This window comes from Bradyrhizobium iriomotense, from assembly GCF_030160715.1.
GTDB classification, from domain to species: Bacteria; Pseudomonadota; Alphaproteobacteria; order Rhizobiales; family Xanthobacteraceae; genus Bradyrhizobium; species Bradyrhizobium iriomotense.
On record NZ_BSOW01000035.1, the window covers coordinates 37,746 to 57,326 of the forward strand.

A 19,581-nucleotide genomic window follows, 5' to 3' on the forward strand; every position below is an offset into this window, starting at 1 on the left:
TCACCTCCGGTTTGCGAGTGTGGGCCAATGTGCTCATTGCGCCATAGCCTTAATCGGCTGGTACTTGAAGTGCGGCTCTTTCGGCGGCTGAGCAGCCGCGGGCGCCGACGCCTTGTCCGGACGCGGCAGCTTGGCCGGTGCCCGACCGTCAAGCACCGCATCGGCATGCGCACGCAACAGCTTGCTGACCAATTCGAGCGTCGCAGGCACGTCCGCACGACAGATCGCCATGAAATTGTCGAGGCCGAGCGCGTCATAGACGATCGGAACGGCGTGGCGCGTGTGCTCGGACAGGCGCGCCGTCGTGCTGTTGAATACCGCGCCGACTTCGGTCAGCTTGCGAGCAAGCAGCTCGATCTCGGCGGCAGTCTCAGTACGCACTTTGCGGTCCAGCATCTCGGCCTTGTTACGCTCAAGGCCCGCCAACTGCTCATCAACTTCCGAGAGTGCCGCCTTCAAGGTGGCGCTACGATCCTGTGCCGCGCGCAATGCAGCTTCCGCGCGATCAAGGTCGGCGTCATCGCCGGTCAGCGCAGCTTGCTTCGCGGCAGCAGCGTGACGCGTGATCGCTTGCTCGAACTCGACGATCTGAGCCGACAAGCGCTCGCGGGTCTTGGTGGCGGCGTCGATGTCGCGCTGCACCGTCTTTTCAGGGTTAGATGATTTGAATAGTGCCATTGCTTGCCAACTCCTGTTGTCAGGAGAAGTCTAGGCAAGCCTTAAGTGCGTCGCACGAGCTGAAATTCCAATCAAAACCAATGGGCACAGCAACTCTGGGGTGAGCTGCTTCGTGATTCCGATCTCGTTAGCCGCATGTCCGATGTACAGCAGAGAGCGGACCAATGCGGCGACTGGGCGAAGGTCCGAGATGGGCCAATAGGCCACAATTCTTCGCCTATTCAATCACCTCGTCGGCGCGGGCGAGTAACGCAAGCGGTAACGTCATGTTCAGGTCTCTAGCGGTTCTTGCGTTCAGCACAAATTCGACCTTCGTGACCTGCTGTACCGGCAAGTTTGCCGGCTTGTCGCCGCTAAGGATCCGGCCCGCATAAGTGCCGAGCAGACGATAGGCCTCGCCGTAGTTTGGCCCGTAGCTCGCGAGGCCCCCAGCCGCCGCATAGTCGCGTTCTGCATAGATCGCAGGAATTCGATGCTGCGCGGCGAGTTCAATGACGACAGCCCGATTGTTGGTGAAGACCGCGTCGCCTCCGACCATAAGCGCTTCACAACCGGCGCGGCCGACGGCCTCAAAGGCGGCCTCAAATTCACTAGGCAAGTCGGTCTCTTGGATAAGCAACTGCACCCCCAGAGACTTCGCCGCCGCATTCAAATCTTCTCTCAGGTTTGCAAAGCGTAACGACGACGCGCTCAACAGAACGGCCAGCGACTGGGCAGCCGGGACAAGTTCTCGCAAGATCTCCAGACGTTTCGGGCCAAGTGGTGCGGTCAGGATGAAGACACCCGTCAGATTGCTCCCGGGACGATTTAGACCCTCAACGAAACCGTTCGCAATCGGATCGAACCCTGTCAGAAACACTATGGGAATCGACTTGGTCGCTGCCTGAGCCACCGGCAGCGCGGGACTGGCGAGCGTGACGGTCACGGCTACGTCGCGGACGATCAATTCCGCCGCGAGGCCACGCAGTGCATCTGGCTGATAGTCGGCGGCGCGATACTCGACCTCGTAGTCGCTACCCTCGACGAAGCCAGTTTCGGCCAGACCACGCCGAACGCTGCCGAAATTGGTGCGCACATCCTTGAGCGATCCTAGACCCAGACAACCGACAACGGGACGTTTCGCGCCCTGCGTCGGGGCCGGCGCCGCACTCGTCGCAAGAGCGGCAGACAATCCGAAACAAAACTCACGCCGCCTCATTCGATCACCTCGTCGGCGAGTGCTAGCAAGTGGGAGGGCACGGTAATGCCGAGCGCTTTGGCGGTCTTAAGATTGATGACAAGGGTGAACTTGCTCCCCTGCTCGATCGGAAGATCGCCGGGCTTCACGCCATGCAATATTTTTCCGGCATAGATGCCCGCATGTCGCACACCTTCGCGTGGGTCGTTCGAATAGCTCATCAGAAGTCCGGCTTGTCCCCAGTACGGATAAGGTCCGACACTCGGCTTACCGGAGGCCGTAACGGAACTTACGACGCGTGAAACATCAGCGCCCATCAGAGGCTCGCCGGAGATGTAGAACGCGCTCACGTTATCACGAAGACCCGCTGCAACGGCGCTTTCCAGATCGTCAAGGGTGTTGAGTTCGTAGTGAACGACCTCAAAGCCCAACTGGGCCGACACCTTCTGCAGGGCATCTTTCTCCTGCATCGCGAGCAGCCCGTTGGCGGGCGCTATCATGCCGATGCGCACCAGATTTGGAACAAGCTCCTTGAAGAACCCGATTCGCTTTTGGGTCATCGTTTCTTCGCCACCGGCTGCGTTCATCACGTTTCCGGTGAGGATCCCGCCCGGGTGCGTGTAGCTTTGGACTATGCCTAGCGCGACGACGTCGGCAGCAACGTTGCAAAAAACAAGCGGCAGCTCTGGAAAGGATCGACGAAACTCGTGAAATACTTCGCACTGACGCGCGATATTCGCTGGGGTCGCTTGTCCGCGATACGATCCGGCCGTGCACAACACTGAGTCTACCAACCCATAGAGAGAGCCATACACGACGATCAAGCGTGCATTGAGCGTGCCCAATTCCCTAGCAAGCTGAGGATAACGGTCTAAGTCTCCTTCGGCGGACCGCACGGCAAGGGAATAGTTCGTCCCTTCGATGAAACCCTCCTCCTGAAGGCCTTTCCGCAGCCCGCTAATTCTATCTTTAGCGACTGAGGTCTCCAGGTTTTGAAACAGCAAGAACCCGACCAACGGCATGTCCGTCTTTTTCTGGGCATAGCCCGGTCGAGAAATACTCAACGCGGTTGCGCCTATCAGTCCGAGGAAATCACGCCGCTGCATGCCCGCCTCCAAGGATCAGAACGCGGCAGTTACCTGTCGGAGCTTATCATCGGGAAGTCGTCCAAAGACCATTCGGACTGAAATATTCTCCGGGTCGAATGTCCGACATGGGCATCTGCGTCGATCGGGCATGACCGCGACCACGTCCGGTCTACCCCAAGGAACCGACACTATGGCGAGGGTTGAGGTGCGACGCTAAGGGCCAACATCCGACATCGAAGCGGCACCCGGCGAACAAAAGATCATCTACCCACCCACAACGCGATAGACGCACGCGCTTCCCGCGACACCCCGGAGCGGCGCGTCGAACGCAATGATCTTGTGACTGTCGAGAAGCTGGCTTACGCCGGGGGCCGAATAGAGTGCTTCGGAAAGGCAGATTTCCCCGGCGTCGGCCAGCGCCTGTACACGCGCCGCAACATTCACGGTCTGTCCGAAGTAATCAAGGTTTTCGTTCAACGTTACGGCGATGGACGGACCGCAATGGGCGCCGAGCTTTAGGATGATGCTGGGATCGCCATGCTCTGCATTGTACCGCTCGATGCTTCCCAAAATGTGCAACGCGGCCGAGACTGCGTCCGTCGGGCGCGAGAAGACGGCCATCACGGCGTCGCCGATCGTTTTGACAATGGCGCCCGAGTGCTCCTGTACAGTTGCTGCCAGCAAGGCAAAATGCTCGCGGACCAGCGCATAGGCATTGAGATCGCCAAGCCGCTCGTACATGGCAGTTGACCCTTTCAGGTCTGTGAACAGCAACGTCACCTGCCGGATGCCAAGACCTTCCTTCTCATCAACACGCTCCGACCGGAACAGTCGCCGGAAAGTCTGTCGGGCGAGCAACATACCACCCGACAAATAGGGATCGAAGTCGAGGGCTGGCTTGACCGTCTGCGCCACGATTTCGGGCGGCCAGTTGATCAGAAGTAACGAGCCACGTGTAGCGGATGAACTCTCTACCTCGACGACGATCGGACCAGGCGGCACTGCGGATAGCGAAGGAGAAAAAAGCCTGCCGTCGTATTTTATAGGCAAGCGCGTTGGCGCTGTCGCAGGCTGACCGACAACGTGCACAGCGAAGCTGGCCTGCGTCTCCACGTTAACTCCCGCGAGCACGCCAGGACCGAGTTCGGACCGCAGTGCCATGGTTGAGCCCGACGGCAGGAAGGAAATGCCACGAACCAGACCTTGTAGAACATCAAGAAAGCGGACCTGGCCCGGCAATCGCCCGTCGCTCAGAAAGCGGGCCTTCCAGTGAAAATCCTCGACCGAAAGCGAGCCGGGATCGTGGAAAGGAAGCCGACGAAGTTGCGGCGACACGGTGAAACTGACTTCGATGAAGTCATCGAGGTCGGTGTCGCCGGTGACATCGCACAGGCCGCAAACGTAATGGGTTTTCAGCGTTCGCAAGGCGCCGAAACTGTCGAGCACCATGCCGGACTGGGGACACACGACGTCCCAGCTCATGTCGAACAGACCGCTCCGCGTAGCATAGAGAAACAAGTCTATGCTCTCTGCCTCGCTTATGGCGCGATCTCGCGCAAAGGTAAGCGGATTGACACGGTAAAGGGAAAGATCATCACCGCTGCGGATCAGGGTTTCGAACTTGGAGATGACGCGGGGGCTCCAAGCCCGGGCCTGCTCGACCTCGGTCATCTTGCTTTCGAGGAGCCGTTCCTGAACGTGATGCATTTTCTCCACCCCTAGTCATCAAATGAGAGGTTGAACGGAAGTTCACGCTTAGAAAATGCTGTCCGCTTGTTAACGCAACTAAGCTAACACAAAACCGAGGATAAATGCCCGCTCTGGGTCAATCGCGTCGTTTGACCTAGCGCCAAACATTTCTGGTCTACCCCAACTTCCGACATTCTACCCCCAACTCCCAAGATATCGCTGGACAGCACCAAGTGAAGCGAAGGGCCAGAAACGGAAGTTGGTAAGCGCTATTCGATCACCTCATCGGCGCGGGTGAGAACAGTCTCGGGGATACTCAACCCGAGAGCCTTGGCTGCTTTGAGATTGATGATGAGATCGAACTTTACCGGCTGCTGCACGGGCAAGTCAGCCGGTTTTGCTCCTCGCAAGATTTTATCGGTAAATTCTGCAGCACGTACAAAAAGATCGACGAAGTTCGGCCCGTACGAAATCAGGCCGCCTGCGTCCACGAACTCTCTAAAACCGAAGATTGTTGGGATCTTTGCGACAGTGGCCGCTTTAATAATTTTGTCCTTATTGGCATTTGTTAGGGGCTCGCTGAACACATAAAGAGCATCTGTTTGGCCCGCCAGTGTTGCCATCGCGGCTTCAATTTCCTTGGCGGTTTGGACGTCGAGTACACTGGCATCTATGTTCAATTTGACAGATGCCGTCCGGATGGCGACCACTTCTTGCTGACCTACGATATGGGTGTTTACCAGTGCAGTGAGACGGCGAACATTCGGAATGATGTCCCTCAACAATTCAAGACGCTTGCTGCTGAGTTCAACAGGCTGGATCGAAAGCCCGGTCACATTCCCACCTGGCCGGGCCAAACTTTTGGCGAGCCCCTTGGCGACCATATCGCCGAAGGCGGCGGATACAATTGGAATGGTTGACGTTGCCTCCTTTGCGGCATCAACACCGAATGCTGACGTAACGATTACGTCTACCTTTTGCTGAACGAACTCAGCCGCAAAGTTCGTCGTTTGTGGAACATCTCCAGCTGCCCAGCGATATTCGATCTTGATATTGCGCCCATTCGTCCAGCCAAGCTCCGACAGTCGCTGCGTGAATGCCGCTACCCATGCCCCATGAGAAGCCGGTGTACCCGCCACCAGGAAACCGACGGTTCGTGGCATCGCCGATTGTTGGCCGTAGGCCGCTGCCGAGGCGTCAAGGGCAACGCTGGCCATCAACAGAATGAAATCCCGTCGCCTCATTTGTTCACCCGGCGAGCACCTCACGCTCGTTGATCAAATCACAGAGAAAGCTATTCAGCCAGTGTGGTTCTTGAGGATCGGCCACCACTCTGGGATTTCCGGAATGGGTCACGAGCGTCGGTTTGGTCCTCCCTCGCTGACTTCTGGTCGGGCCTGGTGAGCGGACATCTTCAGCACCAGCCAGAATGTCTCAAACGGGCCATATCCGGACTCATGCAGCGCAGCAACGCGGAAGCCACGACCTTGGTCTGTCACTGCGCGGTTGGTGCAGCTACCTCGCGGGTCTATCCTAGGGGAAAGACTTGCCCTACCTTCTCCGCTGCAGGCGGGGAGGCAACCGTGGAGGAAACCGATGCAAGAGGCACTCGTCGTCCGCCGCGAGACGCACATCCCGGCGCCGCGCGCCACGGTTTTCGCGTTCCTGACTGATCCGGAGAAGATCCTTCGGTGGATGGGAACGGAGGCGCAGGTCGAGCCTCAGCCCGGCGGGCTTTATCTCGTCAATGTCACCGGCGCTCGCATTGCTCGCGGGTCCTTCCGTGAGGTGGTGCCCGTGCATCGCCTCGCCTATAGCTTCGGGTGGGACGGTAGCGAGGTGGTGCCGCCGGCATCAAGCCTGGTCGAGATCGACCTGATGGAGCAGCCGGACGGAACGCTGCTGCGCCTGACCCATACGGGCCTGCCCAGTGCCGAGCAATGCGCCGGCCACGCAGAAGGCTGGGCCCACTACCTCGACCGGCTGGCCGAGCTTGCAGCGGGACGCGACCCGGGCCCGGACCCCTGGCACGGCCGTACTGGCAACGAGTGAACGCCGTCGCACTTCAGCCGATGCACGCGATCGTCGCCGCCTGCGCCGGCATGGCCCCTCCCGATGATTAGCGGCTAGCGCTGAAGTTGCTGCCTCTGCCTTCGGACTTCGGGCGGGGTTGCATCCGGGCGATACCGTAGGGCAAAAATCGGCGCGGTCGGCCCTCTGAAGCTTTTTTGGCGAAGCGATGGGCCATGTGTGGACGGCTCCGGGTTAGCAAGAAGAATCTTCACTTACAGCATTGGTCGGAGCAGCCATGTGTTCGGCCTGTTAGCGCGGTACCCATGACCGCTGGCCATAATGCCCTCCGCGGATCAGGTCCCGGTCAAAAACACGCACTCGATGGTGCCATGGCCCAAGTGGGTTGTCCTGATCGCCAGATCGACCGGCGCTGCATTAAGTGCTGTTCGTCCTCCCAACCGTTACGTCACACCAGATGTCCGGCGCGATAGGTTACGCCGCGAGCGCGACGGGCTCCCTGTAGCGCTCACCCCTGGCCATCATGGCCCATGCCATCCGAGCAATCTTGTTGGCGAGCGCGATCGCAGCAACCTTGGTGGGTCGGCGCGTCAGCAGTCCCGTGAGCCAAGGCCGATGCCCCGTGCCATGGATCTTGGCATAGCGGATCACGGCGAGTGCGCGTGCCGTGAACAGGCTGCGCAAATAGAGATCGCCTTGCTTGCTGATACTGCCAAGCTTGTCCTTGCCCCCGCTCGAGTTCTGCTTCGGCACGAGCCCCACCCAGGCCGAGAAATCCCGTCCCGATCGGAAAGCCTTGGGATCCGCAATGCTGGCGACCAAAGCTGTTGCCAACGCCGGCCCGACGCCGGGGATCGCGTCCAGCCGTTTGCTCGTCGCATTTGATCGATGCCAGGCGATGATGCGTCGGTCGAACCCCAGGATTTGGGCTTTCAGTGCGCGCAATTGACTGCCGAGAGCAGCAAGACACGCACGGGCCACCTCCGGGAGCCGGCCGTCGGCTGTATCGGCGACGACTTCCAGCAGTTGCTCGACAACCCCTGCGCCCGACAGGGGCGACAATCCCGAACTCGGCGAGATAGGCGCGGATTTAGTTGATCACGGCAGTCTGCTGGCGGATGAACAGATGGCGCGCCCGGTGAAGCATCAGACAGCTCTGTTGCTCGACCGTCTTGGTCGGCACGAACTGCATGCTGGGTCTCGTGACCGCCTCGCAAATTGCCTCCGCGTCCGTGGTGTCGTTCTTCTGTCGCAGCGGCGCGCAAGGCTGGAGGATACCGACCGACTCGCGCGGCTGTTGACGAAGGCATTTCTCAACGACCCCGTTATGGATTGGTTGGCTCGATCAGGCCCAGAACGCCCCCGGGACTGGAGGCATTCTTCTTTTGGCTCTTGTATGAGCGCGCGATACCCGCCGGCGAAGTATGGATGAGCGATGACGGCGCGGCATGTGCAATATGGCTGCCGCCTGGGATACCGGCATGGCCTCCTGGAATCTTCGAGCAGTTGAAGCTGTTGCCTCTATTCCTGCAGATGTGTGGATTTGGGCGGATAGTGCGCGGGGCTGCGATATCCGGCGAATTGGAAAGGGCTCATCCGCGCGAAATGCATTTCTATTTGAATTTTATGGCTGTAGATCCCCCTTTTCAGGGGATGGGGCTGGGAGCGGCGATTCTTGGCGCGACGCTCAGGCGTATCGACGAGGTTGGCATGCCCGCCTATCTCGAGAACTCGAATCCGAGAAATACGCCGCTGTATGAGCGCGGCGGCTTTGTGGCTCAGAAAAACATTTTACCCGAAGATGCACCGCCTCTGATTTCAATGTTGAGAAAGGCGAGGTAGCAAGGGGTGGGAACGCAAACTTGACAGTAGAAAAATTTGTCGCGTTAACGGCCGGGCGGAAGCTCACGGTTGACGTCCTCGAAGGGTAGTACTTCAAGCGCATCGATAGTCGCGGGAATTTGAATAGGACGGTACCGTCACCATAGTGTCACAAACGCTACATTGATCCGGAGTAGTAGCCGAGCTAAGATACTACTGCTATCTCATGTTAAGAAGCGGCGTCAGCTAGGTGTAGGCGCCGTTCTCTGAGAAGCTGGCGAATTCGTTCTGACGAACTGATTGTGTGTAACCGTTACGTGTAACAGCGCACTTTTGTGCCTCGAAGGAGGCCTAAATGCCCTGGAGTAGAGTTCTTACATTTACAGATCCGTTGCTATGCCAGGCGGCGATCCTATCTGCCGACGTCGAGATACTCCCAACGACGAAGGAAGATTTTGAGGTCGAGATCACGCAGGTCGGCGCCGACCGAGTCTGGCTGCAAGGTCTCCATGCATCCGCGCCGACAGTCTGCACCGTCGCCTGCAAACCCGAGCGGCAGTCGATCGGCTTTCTGACCGAATCCAATTCGTCACCCCTCCAGCACTGTGGCCTCGAGGTCTTGCCCGGCGACATCATCGTCAACAGGTCTGACGTCATCCATCGCCGATCAGGCCATGATCTCGACTACGGCTCGATCTCTCTCCCAACCGACGAGCTGGATAACGCAGTCGAAGCGATCATCGGCTGCGAGTTCGTGGAAAAATCAGATCGGCGCATTGTTCATCCACATCCTCAGTTGATGGCGCGGCTGTTGAAGCTGCACAGAGCGATCGGACAGCTCGCCCACGACACTCCCGATATACTGCAAATGCCGGAGGTGCTTCGCGCACTGGAGAATGAGCTCATCCACGTCATGGTCCGATGTCTCGCCGACGGCGTCGGCGTAGAACCCACAACGGGTGACTGCCGCCACGATGCGATCCTCGCGCAGTTCGAGGAGTTTTTGGAGGCAAATCCCGACCGGCCGCTTTATCTCACCGAAATCTGCGCCGCCATCGGCGTCGCGGAGCGAACGCTTCGCGCCTCCTGCGAAGAGCATCTAGGCATGGGGCCGATCCGTTTTCTCACTCTGCGCCGCATGCACCTCGCGCATGGCTCGTTGCTGCGGGCGGATCCGTTGAAGTCAACCGTCACCCGCATTGTCACCGATCATGGTTTTTGGGAGCTTGGCCGTTTTTCGGTCGCCTATCGGGCGCTGTTCGGGGAATCGCCATCGGAGACATTGCGGCGCCCCGCGGATCGGATTGCAATTCACCTCAATCGGCCATCATCCCTTGTAGTCACCGAACCTGGATACGCGTGAACACCCGATTAGACAATCATCCGCACGTACACCGAAAGTTCCGGTGGCTGAAACTGCATGGCGCTGACTGTGACAAAAGCGCGACGCCGAGCGCGAAAATTTGCGCGCTCCGGAAAAACCTCCGGATAAGTCGCCCAGTTCTGTTGTCATGGGCCCAATTTGGTTCTCCCCTGCGACCGAGGCAGGGGGCTCAGCAATGCATCGGCGCATTGGTCGTTGGCTGTTTATTCTTGTCGTTCTGCTTGCAGACACACAAGTTATCGAAGCAGCGTGCGTCGATCCCACCCAGCTCGCGCACCTGACCGTCAGCATCACGCGGTATTTCGATGACGCGGAGCGCGATGCGCATCGCGGCCTCATCGGTGTGCGGGGAACCGGTTGGTTCCTCTCGCCAACAATGATCGTCACGGCCGAGCACGTCACTGCGGGTATGATGCTTTCGGCCCGGGACTGGAAGCCGCTCGAGATTGTTGACGGAGATAGCAGCCAGCTCATCGCCGCGCGAATCCAGCGCCTGGCCGGAACCCAGGCGGAAAAGCTGGCCGTCATCGAACTCCAGCGCGCCGTTTCCGCCGCGCGAAGCGTTACGATCCGGAGGGAGCCGCTTGCGCCGGAAGAGCAGGTCATGGCGCTCGCCTATCCGGCTGGCCGCCCCCAGCTCGTGAGCGGACGGTTTGTTCGGTTCGGAGATGACGGAAAGCTCGCCGGCATGGCGCTTCTGGAGCTGTACGAAGGCGATAACCGCCTTGTCATCGATCACGGCGCCTCGGGAGCACCCGTGGTCGATTGCAACGGCCGGGTCGCCGCGGTCGTCAGCAACGTATTCACCCAGAGCATCCACTGGGCACAGCGCGAGATACGGATCTCGACCGCATGGGGGACGCCCAACGTCGTGTCGGTCCCCGTCCAGGCGCTGGATGAGTTTTCCCAAGCCGACTGAGGCCCGAGGCTTTGCAGCAGACACTTCTGGTCCTTTGGCATCACCGACTTCGTAATTGCCCGGTTGAGATGGTTGCCCGATTGTCGACCGTTCGGTCCAGCGATCTCGTGATCCTTGCCGAAAAGGCATAGCGGACTCTGTCCTGTCGATCGCTGTCAGCTTCGCTACCGGCACAACGAGGGCGATCTTTCAATTGATCGCTCCTGATCGAAATCGTCCCTCCTGCCGGAATCGCATAGTCGCCGGACCTCGCAATTCACCTTCGAAGTTCCGAAACCGCATAGCCGGAAGTGCCAAGTTATTTGATGCTGTCGAAACTCGGTGAGGCGTAGAACCTTCAACAGGTCGCGAGAACCGTCCGCCGATCCGACGGAACGGGCCAATGGCAGAAGCCGGTACCCTCACATTTAGCGATCCTGATGCCTACGCCGCGGCATTCAGCGATGCGCGCGTCAAACTCACGATAACGGGTGCCGGAGATTTCAAGGCTCGGCTGACACGGCTGAAATTGGAGCATCTGGAAATTCATCAGTATTGCGAAAGCCTTCCCCGCATTGCCTATATTTCGCTACTCCCCGAACGGATTTTCCTTTCCTTTCCAGCCGGCACTGCATCTCTTACATGCGGCGGATTTGCTTTGCGAAATCGCGACATGGTTTTTCACAGCCGCGGCGAGTGCATGCATCAACATTCCGAAGGTGAGTGTCAGTGGGGTTTGATATCGTTGGCGCCTGGACAACTCGGCTGCACCAGCAAGGCATTGACCGGGCAACCGATCGCGCCACCGCCGGCGAGCAGGATACTCCGTCCTTCGCGCACGGAAGCATCAAGATTCCAGGATCTGTTCAGACAAGCCTGCCATCTCGCGGAAGCCCGGAAGAAATTGATCGAGAGCCCCGAGGTCGCAAGAGCGCTGGAGCAGGAAATGCTCTACGCCATCATCCATTGCCTAACCGCCAAGGAGGCTGACGACCATCCCAGGGCGAGGCACCATCACGCCGCCATCATGGCTCGCTTCGAAGAGACGTTGAGCAAGCGCATTGATCAGAAACTCAACATGCCCAAGCTTTGTGCGGAGGTGGGCGTGGCAGAGCGAACGTTGCGAATGTGTTGCGCCAAGTTTCTTCGCGTGAGCCCCGCGCGATATCTCTTGTTGCAACGCTTGAACAAGGCTCGCGCTGCGCTGCGGCGTGCCGATCCTGCAAAGGCGAGCGTCGCGGAGGTTGCTCGAAATCATCAGTTCCTAGAGCTTGGGCGGTTTGCAGTGACGTATCGCACCACCTTCGGTGAATCCCCCTCCGTCACACTGCAACGTGCTCCGCACACATAAACGCGACTTGCCGAAGCCGCATAGCGCGAGAGGCCCTTTGCTGGTTGGACTCCGCACCAATCCGCACCCGGAAAACTCACAACGCGGTGTGGACTGATGCAGAGATTTGAAACGCCGTTCTTCTTATCGGCGTTGGTGTCAGAAGGTGGCGGAAGGTCGGAGTGATTGGCCAAGTTGCAACGGACGCCGAACACCTACTCCGATGCACAGGCCGGCTCCCATCATGCGACTGTCAGGAAAGGAGAATGTCCAATGTTGTGTAAGACGCTGATTGGCTTTGCAGCCGCCGTCCTTGTGGGCGCAGCCTTTGTCCCTGACGACGTGCTCGCTCGCGGCTTCCGTGGTGGAGGGTTTCACGGCGGCGGGTTTCACGCTGCAGGTTTCCGAGGGCACGCTGTAGGCGTTGGAGGGCGCGGCGTGGCCTATCGTGGCGGGGCTTACCGTGGGGCGGCTTACCGTGGGGCCGCTTGGCGCGGAGGGTACTATCCCTATCGTGGAGCGGCGGTTGGCGCAGCAGCAGTTGGCGCAGCAGCGGCAGGTGCGGCGGCCGGTTACTACGGCGCCTACGGCTACAACAACGGCTGTTATCGTAACGCCTACGGCGCTTGGGTCTGCTCAAATCAGTATTGACTCGGTCACGCAGCGCTTCGGACGGCGGCACGCCATCGCGATTTTACCGCCGCCCATTTCAATGCTCGGATTTGGACCTGGCAGGTGATTCAACCAAATCCCATTCGCGCTCTGGAAGGATTGTGCTTCCGCGATCCGCTCGCCACCTGCGCTGCCGACCCAACAATCACCACTCCGGCGGCCGAACCGTCGGTCCAATATCTCCGGGCGAGGGAAGACCCGGAGCCGGCGGTTGCGGCCGGCCGGCCGACGGCAGCAACTCTCCCCAGTTGGTCCGCGCCCGCATTTGGTCGCGCGTCGCAGCGGTCACGAAGTAACCGTCTTCGCGTATCTGTTGCTTTCGGCCTGAAACCGATTCTGCTCGGCAGTCAGCACGGTCGTGAAATCCGCAGCCCTTGCTCATATTGCTCCGTCCCAATTCTCAAGGCGCCGCGCGCAGCTTCGGCACTCCTGCGCAGGTATCCGACCTGGAGGCTCGACTGCTGGAAGGTGGAAATACCGTCGTCCACCTGCTGCTGCGCGCGAGCGAAATCCACTCGCTTGGACATTCTTGAAGGCTCGAAAGATATTCGTGGAAGGCTCCGTTCCTGATCACGTCCGGAGTTCGAGCTCTAAAACAGGACCGCGTCTTTGGCGCACCCTTGTCAATTCGGCGAGAACCTCGAATATTGATCGGTTGTGGCGAGCCTAGGCTTTGGAGCCATTGGTGATGCCGGCAATAAAGATATGAGAAGCGCTGGTCTTATCCGCGTCGGTCCCAGAAACGGCGGCGGGTCCCTTGCTTGATCCTGAGCCGTGCATTTCATCCCGCGGCGACGCTATCCGCAAATATTGCAACGTGCCGAAATCGCATAGCCCATCCAGGGCGCCTCGACCAATCTCCTCGTCCGCGAGGCGTCCGACCGGTTGCCCGAAACGTGATCCTGCATGGGTCGGCAAGGGGAAAGACGGTCGGTGGGTGGAACTGGGCGAAGGCTGCGGCCCGGGTTTCGGCAGCCGACATCGAGGGAAACGACCATGAGCTGGTTCAGAACGATCTGGGGCGCACTTGTCGTGCTATGTACCGCCACGACAATGACGAGCATTCCTGCCTCCGCCCAGCAGGGACAGAAACCCAACATCCTTGTGATCATGGGTGACGACGTTGGCTGGTTCAACGTCGGCGCTTACCACCGCGGAATGATGTCCGGCAAGACGCCAAACCTCGACAAGCTGGCGTCCGAAGGCATGATGTTCACCGACTATTACGCTGAAGCAAGCTGCACGGCGGGGCGCGCCAACTTCATCACCGGCGAGTTGCCGATCCGTACCGGGTTGACAACTGTCGGTCAGGCTGGTGCCGATGTCGGCATACCCGACCAGGCCGTGACACTCGCCACTGTGCTCAAATCGCTCGGTTACGCAACGGGACAGTTCGGCAAGAACCACCTCGGCGATCTCAACAAATATCTGCCGACGGTGCACGGCTTCGACGAATTCTTCGGCTACTTATACCACCTGGACGCGATGTCTGATCCGTACTGGTACTCGTTCCCGATCAACCAGGACTACTACAACAAGTACGGCCCGCGCAGCCTGGTCCACAGCTATGCGACAGACAAGGACGACTCCACCGATATGCCGCGCTGGGGCAAGATTGGCAAGCAACGGATCGTCGACGAGGGCCCGTTGCCACCGTTTCCCGACATGCTGAATGTGCCAAACATGCATGATCTGCCGTTCCTGAAGGCGAAATACGATATGACCACCTTCGATGAGGTCTTGGTCAAAGCGTCCAGCGACTTCATGGATAAGGCCAAGCGCGACGGAAAACCCTTCTTCGTCTGGCACAACACGACGCGCATGCACGTCTGGACGTTCCTGTCGAAGAAGTACAGCGGCATGCAAAACAACGAGACGAACTACGGTCTCGAGGAAGCCGGCATGGCGCAGCTGGACGACAGCGTCGGCGCCCTGCTCAAACATATCGACGACATGGGTGAAACCAACAACACGATTGTCATCTTCACAACGGACAACGGCGCCGAGGTGTTCACTTGGCCGGATGGCGGCATGACTCCGTTCAAGGCCACCAAAGGGACCAGCTATGAAGGCGGGTTCCGCGTGCCTGCCATTATTCGCTGGCCTGGCCGCATCAAGCCGGGCTCCGTCGAGAACGGAATCTTTTCAGGGCTCGACTGGTTCCCCACACTGACCGCTGCTGCCGGAAACCCGAACATTACCGACCAGCTTCTCAAGGGCGTGTCGCTGGAAGGTCGTACGTACAAGAACCACCTCGACGGTTACAACCAGATGGATCTTCTGACCGGCAAGGGACCCTCAGCTCGCCATGAGATCTTCTATTTCGCCGGCCCGCATCTGGGTGCCCTTCGCCACGATGACTTCAAGTTCCAGTTCTTCCAGCAGCCCTACGGGTGGCCGGGCGAAAAGGACACGACCGATATGCCCACCATGGTCAACATCCGCCAGGACCCGTTTGAGCGGACACCGTCAATCCGCGGTCAGAGCCTCAACGATATGGGCGGAGGTTACATGAATGACTTCATGGCCCGCGAATTCTGGCGGTTCGTGCTTACTCAGCAGGACGTCGCCGCATTGGCGCAAACGGCCGTCGAGTTTCCGCCAATGCAAGCGCCGGCGAGCTTCAACCTTGAAGCCGTAAAAAGGGAAATTGAGCAAGCCATCAGGGCACATCACGGACAGTAGTCGGCCCTCTTTCAACAAGCGGGCGTTCTCCAGAGAGCGCCCGCAACTCACGGGACGCTTTCCGGCTCAGACTCGGAAATTCCAATTCTGCATAGTCGACCCTGGGAACAGGACCTAGCATGGCTCGATCCGTCGAGAGGCCAGGCAGTCCGACGAGGAGTATCGCCAACCAGAGAACTGGCCGGAGTTGCGAGCGAGCTCGCGCTGGAAGCTTCCGGTCCGTGATTCAGTGTAGCTGGAAGGAGTCCCCATGAACGTCGCGCTTTTATCAATCGCACTTGCCAGTCAACTTGGAAATCCATTGGTGATACCCGTCGGAGATGTGGTACCTGTTATCAACATAGAAAAGACCTGCAAAGAAACGGCGGCCACGGACAAGGCCGTGAACCTCGCTCTTCCTCAATCGGTCGAGAATTGCATGCGCGACGAGAATGCCGCGCAACAGCAGCTTGCCGCTATCTGGTCAAATTATGCCGCGTCTATTCGTGACCGCTGCGCGGCCGAAGCGACGATTGCCGGAATGGGCAGCTATGTTGATCTGTTGACCTGCATGCAGATGACAGATCCGGCGACGTTGTCACCAGCGCCGGCCTTGAGGGGCGCGAGCAGGAATCGAAACAAGAACTAAGGTTAAGCTCCGCGCAGCATCGGCGCCCGGAGAGAGCCGCCGGCTATATTCGTTGATCAAGATCGCCCCACGCTGGCTTCTACCTGCGTCGGCGCGGCGGCAGCAAGTCTCGCTGCCAGATCGTCCCGTTGTCGAACTGAATCAGCATGCCATCCGGTGAATAAACCGCGCTCTCGTTAAATGCATCAATCCAAATCCGGTTTGCCGGCGAGAACCAATCCGGCCATGCCCGTGAAGGCACGCCTGCTTCGGTCAAAAGATTGAGTTCAGGCCCGTTCTGCGTGACATGGGCAGGCAGACTTCCCCGACACATTTGGGTACACTTATACATGCCGGTCAGGTTCATCGATTGGGCGGATGCACCTGTGGCCGCAAGCGCGGCCAGCATACCGATAGCCAGCGATAGGCGTCCCATAAGGATCTCCCTTCGTTCGAATAGAAAGCCGGCCCCGACCAGTCTCCGCATTCAACGCGCGGCCAAATGCGGTAAATCGCAAGGCTCTTTAGAACTGGGCCGGTTGAGCGGGTGGACCAGGCCAATCTGATCTCAGGTTGTTCGGGTTGTTGCGATCGAACAAGTCTTGCGTGCAGGTAAACGCAACCCTGCAGCCATCCACGACCGGCGTGATTGGCCTAACACCATGAGTGGCCACAACTTTTGTACGAGCGGTCTTCGCGAAAGCAGTCGACGGCGCTGCTAAACTGCTCGCCATCGTCACCGTGGCAAGTAGGCCGAGACAGAAGGTCCTGGTCATGCTCATTGTTCACTCCACTAAATTGGCAGAGCAGGCAACCTAACGCCGGCAGCACCTGACCCGCTATGCAGCTTCGGCGGGCGCGGGGCCACCGACCGGATGAAGCGGAATCCGGGCTGGACCAGAACCGCGCGAAGCCGGCAATTGATGGTTGCTTGTTGCGCGTCTGCCGAATCTGCATAGCCCGGGGACGATCCCTGTTAGACTTTAACGTCGGCGAGGTACCCGTGGCGCGCAACAAGAACAAAACCGGCAAGATCGACAAACTGTCGAAGCGCACCGCCAAATCGAGGCCGAGTGAACTCTCGGTAGACGCCGGGAGCGGCGGTGCCCGCAGCACCCCACCCCTCCTCTCGTGGAAATCAAAGCCCCGGCTGGCCGCCTTGACGGCAATCGCAGCCGTCGCGGCAGGTGGTCTGGCGTTCTTGTTTGTCGCCGAGAGTGAACTCGTCTTGCCCAACGTTCTTCGTAGCCAAAGCGCGACCCCTGCCCTCGCCTTCGTCGGCAGCGAATCCTGCGTTGAGTGCCACCAGACCGAAGCTGCGTTGTGGAAGGAATCCCAGCACAAGCATGCCATGCAGCACGCTACCGCGGCTTCAGTGCTCGGCGATTTCGATGATGCCGGTTTCGATCACTTCGGCATCCGTTCCCGCTTCTTCAAGAAGGACCACAAATTCTTCGTCGAGACCGACGGTCCTGACGGCAAGCTTGCGACCTTCGAGGTGAAATACACGTTCGGCATCGATCCCTTGCAGCAATATCTGATCGAATTCCCGGACGGCCGGATACAGGCGCTTTCAATCGCGTGGGACAGCCGGCCGCAGGACCAGGGTGGCCAACGCTGGTTTCATCTCTATCCCAATGAGGAGATCAAGCACGACGACGTGCTGCACTGGACCAAGCTCAATCAGAACTGGAATTTCATGTGCGCAGAGTGCCACTCGACCGGCGTGCAGAAGAACTACGACGCGGCGACTAACGCTTACCATACGACATGGGCGGAGATCAGCGTCGGCTGCGAGGCGTGCCACGGCAAAGGCTCGCGGCATGTCGGCTGGGCGTACAGTCAGAGGAGCTGGTGGCCGTTCGGGAAGGATCATGACCCTCGGAAGGGACTCGCTGTTTTCCTGAACGAGCGGGATCGCGTCACCTGGCAACCCGATCCGAAGACCGGCAATCCGCAGCGCAGTATCGCTCCCGCAACGACACGCCGAGAAGTCGAGACGTGCGGCCTGTGCCACGCGCGACGCGGACAATTTTCCGAGGACTGGATACCTGGACCACCCTTGTCCGATACCCACGTAGTTTCCACGCTCGCCCGCGGCCTCTATCACGCCGACGGGCAAATGCTGGACGAAGTCTACAACTACGGCTCGTTCAAGCAGAGCAAGATGTTTGCGGCAGGTGTCACCTGCAGCGATTGCCACGAGCCGCACGCCGCCAAACTACGGGCTGAAGGCGACGGCGTGTGCCTGCAATGCCACGCCTCCGATAAATATGAGCTCGCCTCCCATGCCCACCACGGCGACGTCACGCCGAAGGTCACCTGCGCGTCGTGCCACATGCCTGTCAGCACCTACATGGTGATCGACAAACGGCACGATCACAGCTTTCGCATTCCCAGGCCGGATCTTTCCGTGAAGCTTGGCACCCCCAACGCCTGCAACAATTGTCATGCCGACAAATCCGCACAATGGGCGGCCGACGCCATAGAGCGCTGGCACGGGCCGACCCGGAAAGGGTTCCAGAATTACGCTGAGGCATTCCAGGCTTCCTGGACCGACCGCGCCGATGCGGCCGCGCTTCTGGCAGTGGTGGCGGCCAGCCCCACTACGCCGGCGATCGCGCGTGCCAGCGCGCTTAGCGAGCTGCACTCGCGGGTCTCGCCCACCAATATCGAGCTCGCCCGCAAGGGGTTGGCCGACCCCGATCCGATGGTACGGATCGGTGCACTTGATATGCTCGATGGCTTGCCGGGCAACCGGACCTGGCCCCTTGTCTACCCGCTGCTCTCCGATTCAAGCCTTGGTGTTCGTATCCGGGCGGTATCGGTGCTGGCTGCGGTCCCGACCGCCATCCAGCCGGGCTCCGACCGCCCCGCCTTTGAGCGGGCGGCAGCTGAGTTCATTGCCGCGCAGCATCTAAACGCGGATCGGCCTGAAGCCCGCTCGACGCTTGGCAATTTCTACGCCCGTCGCGGGCTACGTGCTGACGCAGAGAACGAATACAAGGCCGCGCTGCGTCTCAGCCCCCAATATGCGCCTGCAGCGATCAATCTCGCGGATTTGTATCGGCAGCTTGGCCGCGATGGCGATGGAGACAGCGTGCTAAGGACGGCTATCGCGTCTTCACCTCACGACGCTGGCCTGCACCACGCGCTCGGGCTCACACTGACCCGAGAGAGACGGCCCGATGATGCACTTGCCGAATTCCGCACCGCGACCGAATTGGAACCCGACAGGTCGCGCTATGCCTATGTCTACGCCGTCGCGCTACATTCGGCAGGGCGCGTCGATGAATCGATGAAGGTCCTGAAAGAGAACCTGGCGCGGCATCCGGACGATCGCGACACCCTGCTGGCCCTCGTGACGTTCAACCGCGAGGCCGGAGACATCGAGGCTGCCCGCCAATATGCCGGACAGCTCTCTCGCATTGCCCCGAACGACCCTGATTTGACCCGTCTCACCGACGATCTTCGCACCCGCTTGAAGCAATAGAGGTCGACCAATATCGCGACGGCTATTG

At 59.4% G+C, this 19,581-nt stretch carries 15 protein-coding genes; 8 read left to right on the forward strand and 7 right to left on the reverse strand.

Annotation, left to right across the window (positions count from 1 at the left end; genetic code table 11):
- Positions 1-33: 33 nt before the first annotated feature.
- The 5 genes from QQL28_RS36525 to QQL28_RS36545 all read right to left on the reverse strand — a co-directional run bounded on the left by QQL28_RS36525 (position 34) and on the right by QQL28_RS36545 (position 5,849).
- The gene (locus tag QQL28_RS36525) at positions 34-642 is read right to left on the reverse strand and encodes a hypothetical protein (protein ID WP_284273518.1); all 609 of its coding nucleotides are present in this window, start codon (positions 640-642) and stop codon (positions 34-36) included.
- 253 nt (positions 643-895) lie between these two features.
- The gene (locus QQL28_RS36530) at positions 896-1,876 is read right to left on the reverse strand and encodes an ABC transporter substrate-binding protein (RefSeq protein WP_284273519.1); all 981 of its coding nucleotides are present in this window, start codon (positions 1,874-1,876) and stop codon (positions 896-898) included.
- On the reverse strand, positions 1,873-2,961 hold the full coding sequence (locus QQL28_RS36535; protein WP_284273520.1) for an ABC transporter substrate-binding protein: 1,089 nt from the start codon (positions 2,959-2,961) through the stop codon (positions 1,873-1,875). Before QQL28_RS36535 ends, QQL28_RS36530 begins: the two co-directional genes overlap by 4 nt.
- A 246-nt stretch (positions 2,962-3,207) precedes the next feature.
- The gene (locus QQL28_RS36540) at positions 3,208-4,650 is read right to left on the reverse strand and encodes an adenylate/guanylate cyclase domain-containing protein (protein ID WP_284273521.1); all 1,443 of its coding nucleotides are present in this window, start codon (positions 4,648-4,650) and stop codon (positions 3,208-3,210) included.
- Between the two features lie 251 nt (positions 4,651-4,901).
- Positions 4,902-5,849, reverse strand: coding sequence for an ABC transporter substrate-binding protein (locus QQL28_RS36545; RefSeq protein WP_284273522.1), 948 nt, complete (start codon positions 5,847-5,849; stop codon positions 4,902-4,904).
- 379 nt (positions 5,850-6,228) lie between these two features.
- Between QQL28_RS36545 and QQL28_RS36550 the strand changes: the two genes are divergently transcribed.
- Positions 6,229-6,684 carry an SRPBCC family protein gene (locus QQL28_RS36550; protein WP_284273523.1) on the forward strand — a complete coding sequence of 152 codons (456 nt, stop codon included), beginning with the start codon at positions 6,229-6,231 and terminating at the stop codon, positions 6,682-6,684.
- A gap of 453 nt (positions 6,685-7,137) precedes the next feature.
- Here the strand turns inward: QQL28_RS36550 and QQL28_RS36555 are convergent, their stop codons facing one another.
- Entirely contained in the window at positions 7,138-7,725 is a 588-nt protein-coding gene (locus QQL28_RS36555) for an IS110 family RNA-guided transposase (RefSeq protein WP_284273524.1), read from the reverse strand.
- Between the two features lie 366 nt (positions 7,726-8,091).
- Here QQL28_RS36555 and QQL28_RS36560 point away from each other — a divergent pair, with 366 nt between their 5' ends.
- From QQL28_RS36560 to QQL28_RS36590, 6 genes are all read left to right on the forward strand, one after another.
- On the forward strand, positions 8,092-8,505 hold the full coding sequence (locus QQL28_RS36560; RefSeq protein WP_284273525.1) for a GNAT family N-acetyltransferase: 414 nt from the start codon (positions 8,092-8,094) through the stop codon (positions 8,503-8,505).
- A gap of 598 nt (positions 8,506-9,103) precedes the next feature.
- On the forward strand, positions 9,104-9,847 hold the full coding sequence (locus tag QQL28_RS36565; RefSeq protein ID WP_284273526.1) for an AraC family transcriptional regulator: 744 nt from the start codon (positions 9,104-9,106) through the stop codon (positions 9,845-9,847).
- 196 nt (positions 9,848-10,043) lie between these two features.
- Complete coding sequence (locus tag QQL28_RS36570; RefSeq protein ID WP_284273527.1) at positions 10,044-10,787, forward strand: S1 family peptidase; 744 nt, start codon at positions 10,044-10,046, stop codon at positions 10,785-10,787.
- 382 nt (positions 10,788-11,169) lie between these two features.
- Positions 11,170-12,117, forward strand: coding sequence for a helix-turn-helix transcriptional regulator (locus tag QQL28_RS36575; RefSeq protein ID WP_284273528.1), 948 nt, complete (start codon positions 11,170-11,172; stop codon positions 12,115-12,117).
- Between the two features lie 1,704 nt (positions 12,118-13,821).
- Positions 13,822-15,453 carry an arylsulfatase gene (locus QQL28_RS36585; RefSeq protein WP_284273580.1) on the forward strand — a complete coding sequence of 544 codons (1,632 nt, stop codon included), beginning with the start codon at positions 13,822-13,824 and terminating at the stop codon, positions 15,451-15,453.
- Between the two features lie 250 nt (positions 15,454-15,703).
- The gene (locus tag QQL28_RS36590) at positions 15,704-16,081 is read left to right on the forward strand and encodes a hypothetical protein (RefSeq protein ID WP_284273529.1); all 378 of its coding nucleotides are present in this window, start codon (positions 15,704-15,706) and stop codon (positions 16,079-16,081) included.
- A gap of 79 nt (positions 16,082-16,160) precedes the next feature.
- Here QQL28_RS36590 and QQL28_RS36595 read toward each other — a convergent pair whose 3' ends face one another.
- Positions 16,161-16,496 (reverse strand): hypothetical protein, encoded by a 336-nt coding sequence (locus QQL28_RS36595; RefSeq protein WP_284273530.1) that lies wholly within the window; start codon positions 16,494-16,496, stop codon positions 16,161-16,163.
- Positions 16,497-17,411: 915 nt separating this feature from the next.
- Here QQL28_RS36595 and QQL28_RS36600 point away from each other — a divergent pair.
- Positions 17,412-19,553, forward strand: coding sequence for a tetratricopeptide repeat protein (locus tag QQL28_RS36600; RefSeq protein ID WP_284273581.1), 2,142 nt, complete (start codon positions 17,412-17,414; stop codon positions 19,551-19,553).
- The last annotated feature ends 28 nt before the right edge of the window (positions 19,554-19,581 follow it).

Bases quoted from the DNA above. Each gene is read 5' to 3' on its own strand.
- QQL28_RS36530 (WP_284273519.1), bottom strand. From the start codon at position 1,876: ATGAGGCGGCGTGAGTTTTGTTTCGGATTGTCTGCCGCTCTTGCGACG.
- QQL28_RS36535 (WP_284273520.1), bottom strand. From the start codon at position 2,961: ATGCAGCGGCGTGATTTCCTCGGACTGATAGGCGCAACCGCGTTGAGT.
- QQL28_RS36540 (WP_284273521.1), bottom strand. From the start codon at position 4,650: ATGCATCACGTTCAGGAACGGCTCCTCGAAAGCAAGATGACCGAGGTC.
- QQL28_RS36545 (WP_284273522.1), bottom strand. From the start codon at position 5,849: ATGGCCAGCGTTGCCCTTGACGCCTCGGCAGCGGCCTACGGCCAACAA.
- QQL28_RS36550 (WP_284273523.1), top strand. From the start codon at position 6,229: ATGCAAGAGGCACTCGTCGTCCGCCGCGAGACGCACATCCCGGCGCCG.
- QQL28_RS36560 (WP_284273525.1), top strand. From the start codon at position 8,092: ATGAGCGATGACGGCGCGGCATGTGCAATATGGCTGCCGCCTGGGATA.
- QQL28_RS36570 (WP_284273527.1), top strand. From the start codon at position 10,044: ATGCATCGGCGCATTGGTCGTTGGCTGTTTATTCTTGTCGTTCTGCTT.
- QQL28_RS36575 (WP_284273528.1), top strand. From the start codon at position 11,170: ATGGCAGAAGCCGGTACCCTCACATTTAGCGATCCTGATGCCTACGCC.
- QQL28_RS36585 (WP_284273580.1), top strand. From the start codon at position 13,822: ATGACGAGCATTCCTGCCTCCGCCCAGCAGGGACAGAAACCCAACATC.
- QQL28_RS36590 (WP_284273529.1), top strand. From the start codon at position 15,704: ATGAACGTCGCGCTTTTATCAATCGCACTTGCCAGTCAACTTGGAAAT.
- QQL28_RS36595 (WP_284273530.1), bottom strand. From the start codon at position 16,496: ATGGGACGCCTATCGCTGGCTATCGGTATGCTGGCCGCGCTTGCGGCC.
- QQL28_RS36600 (WP_284273581.1), top strand. From the start codon at position 17,412: ATGCAGCACGCTACCGCGGCTTCAGTGCTCGGCGATTTCGATGATGCC.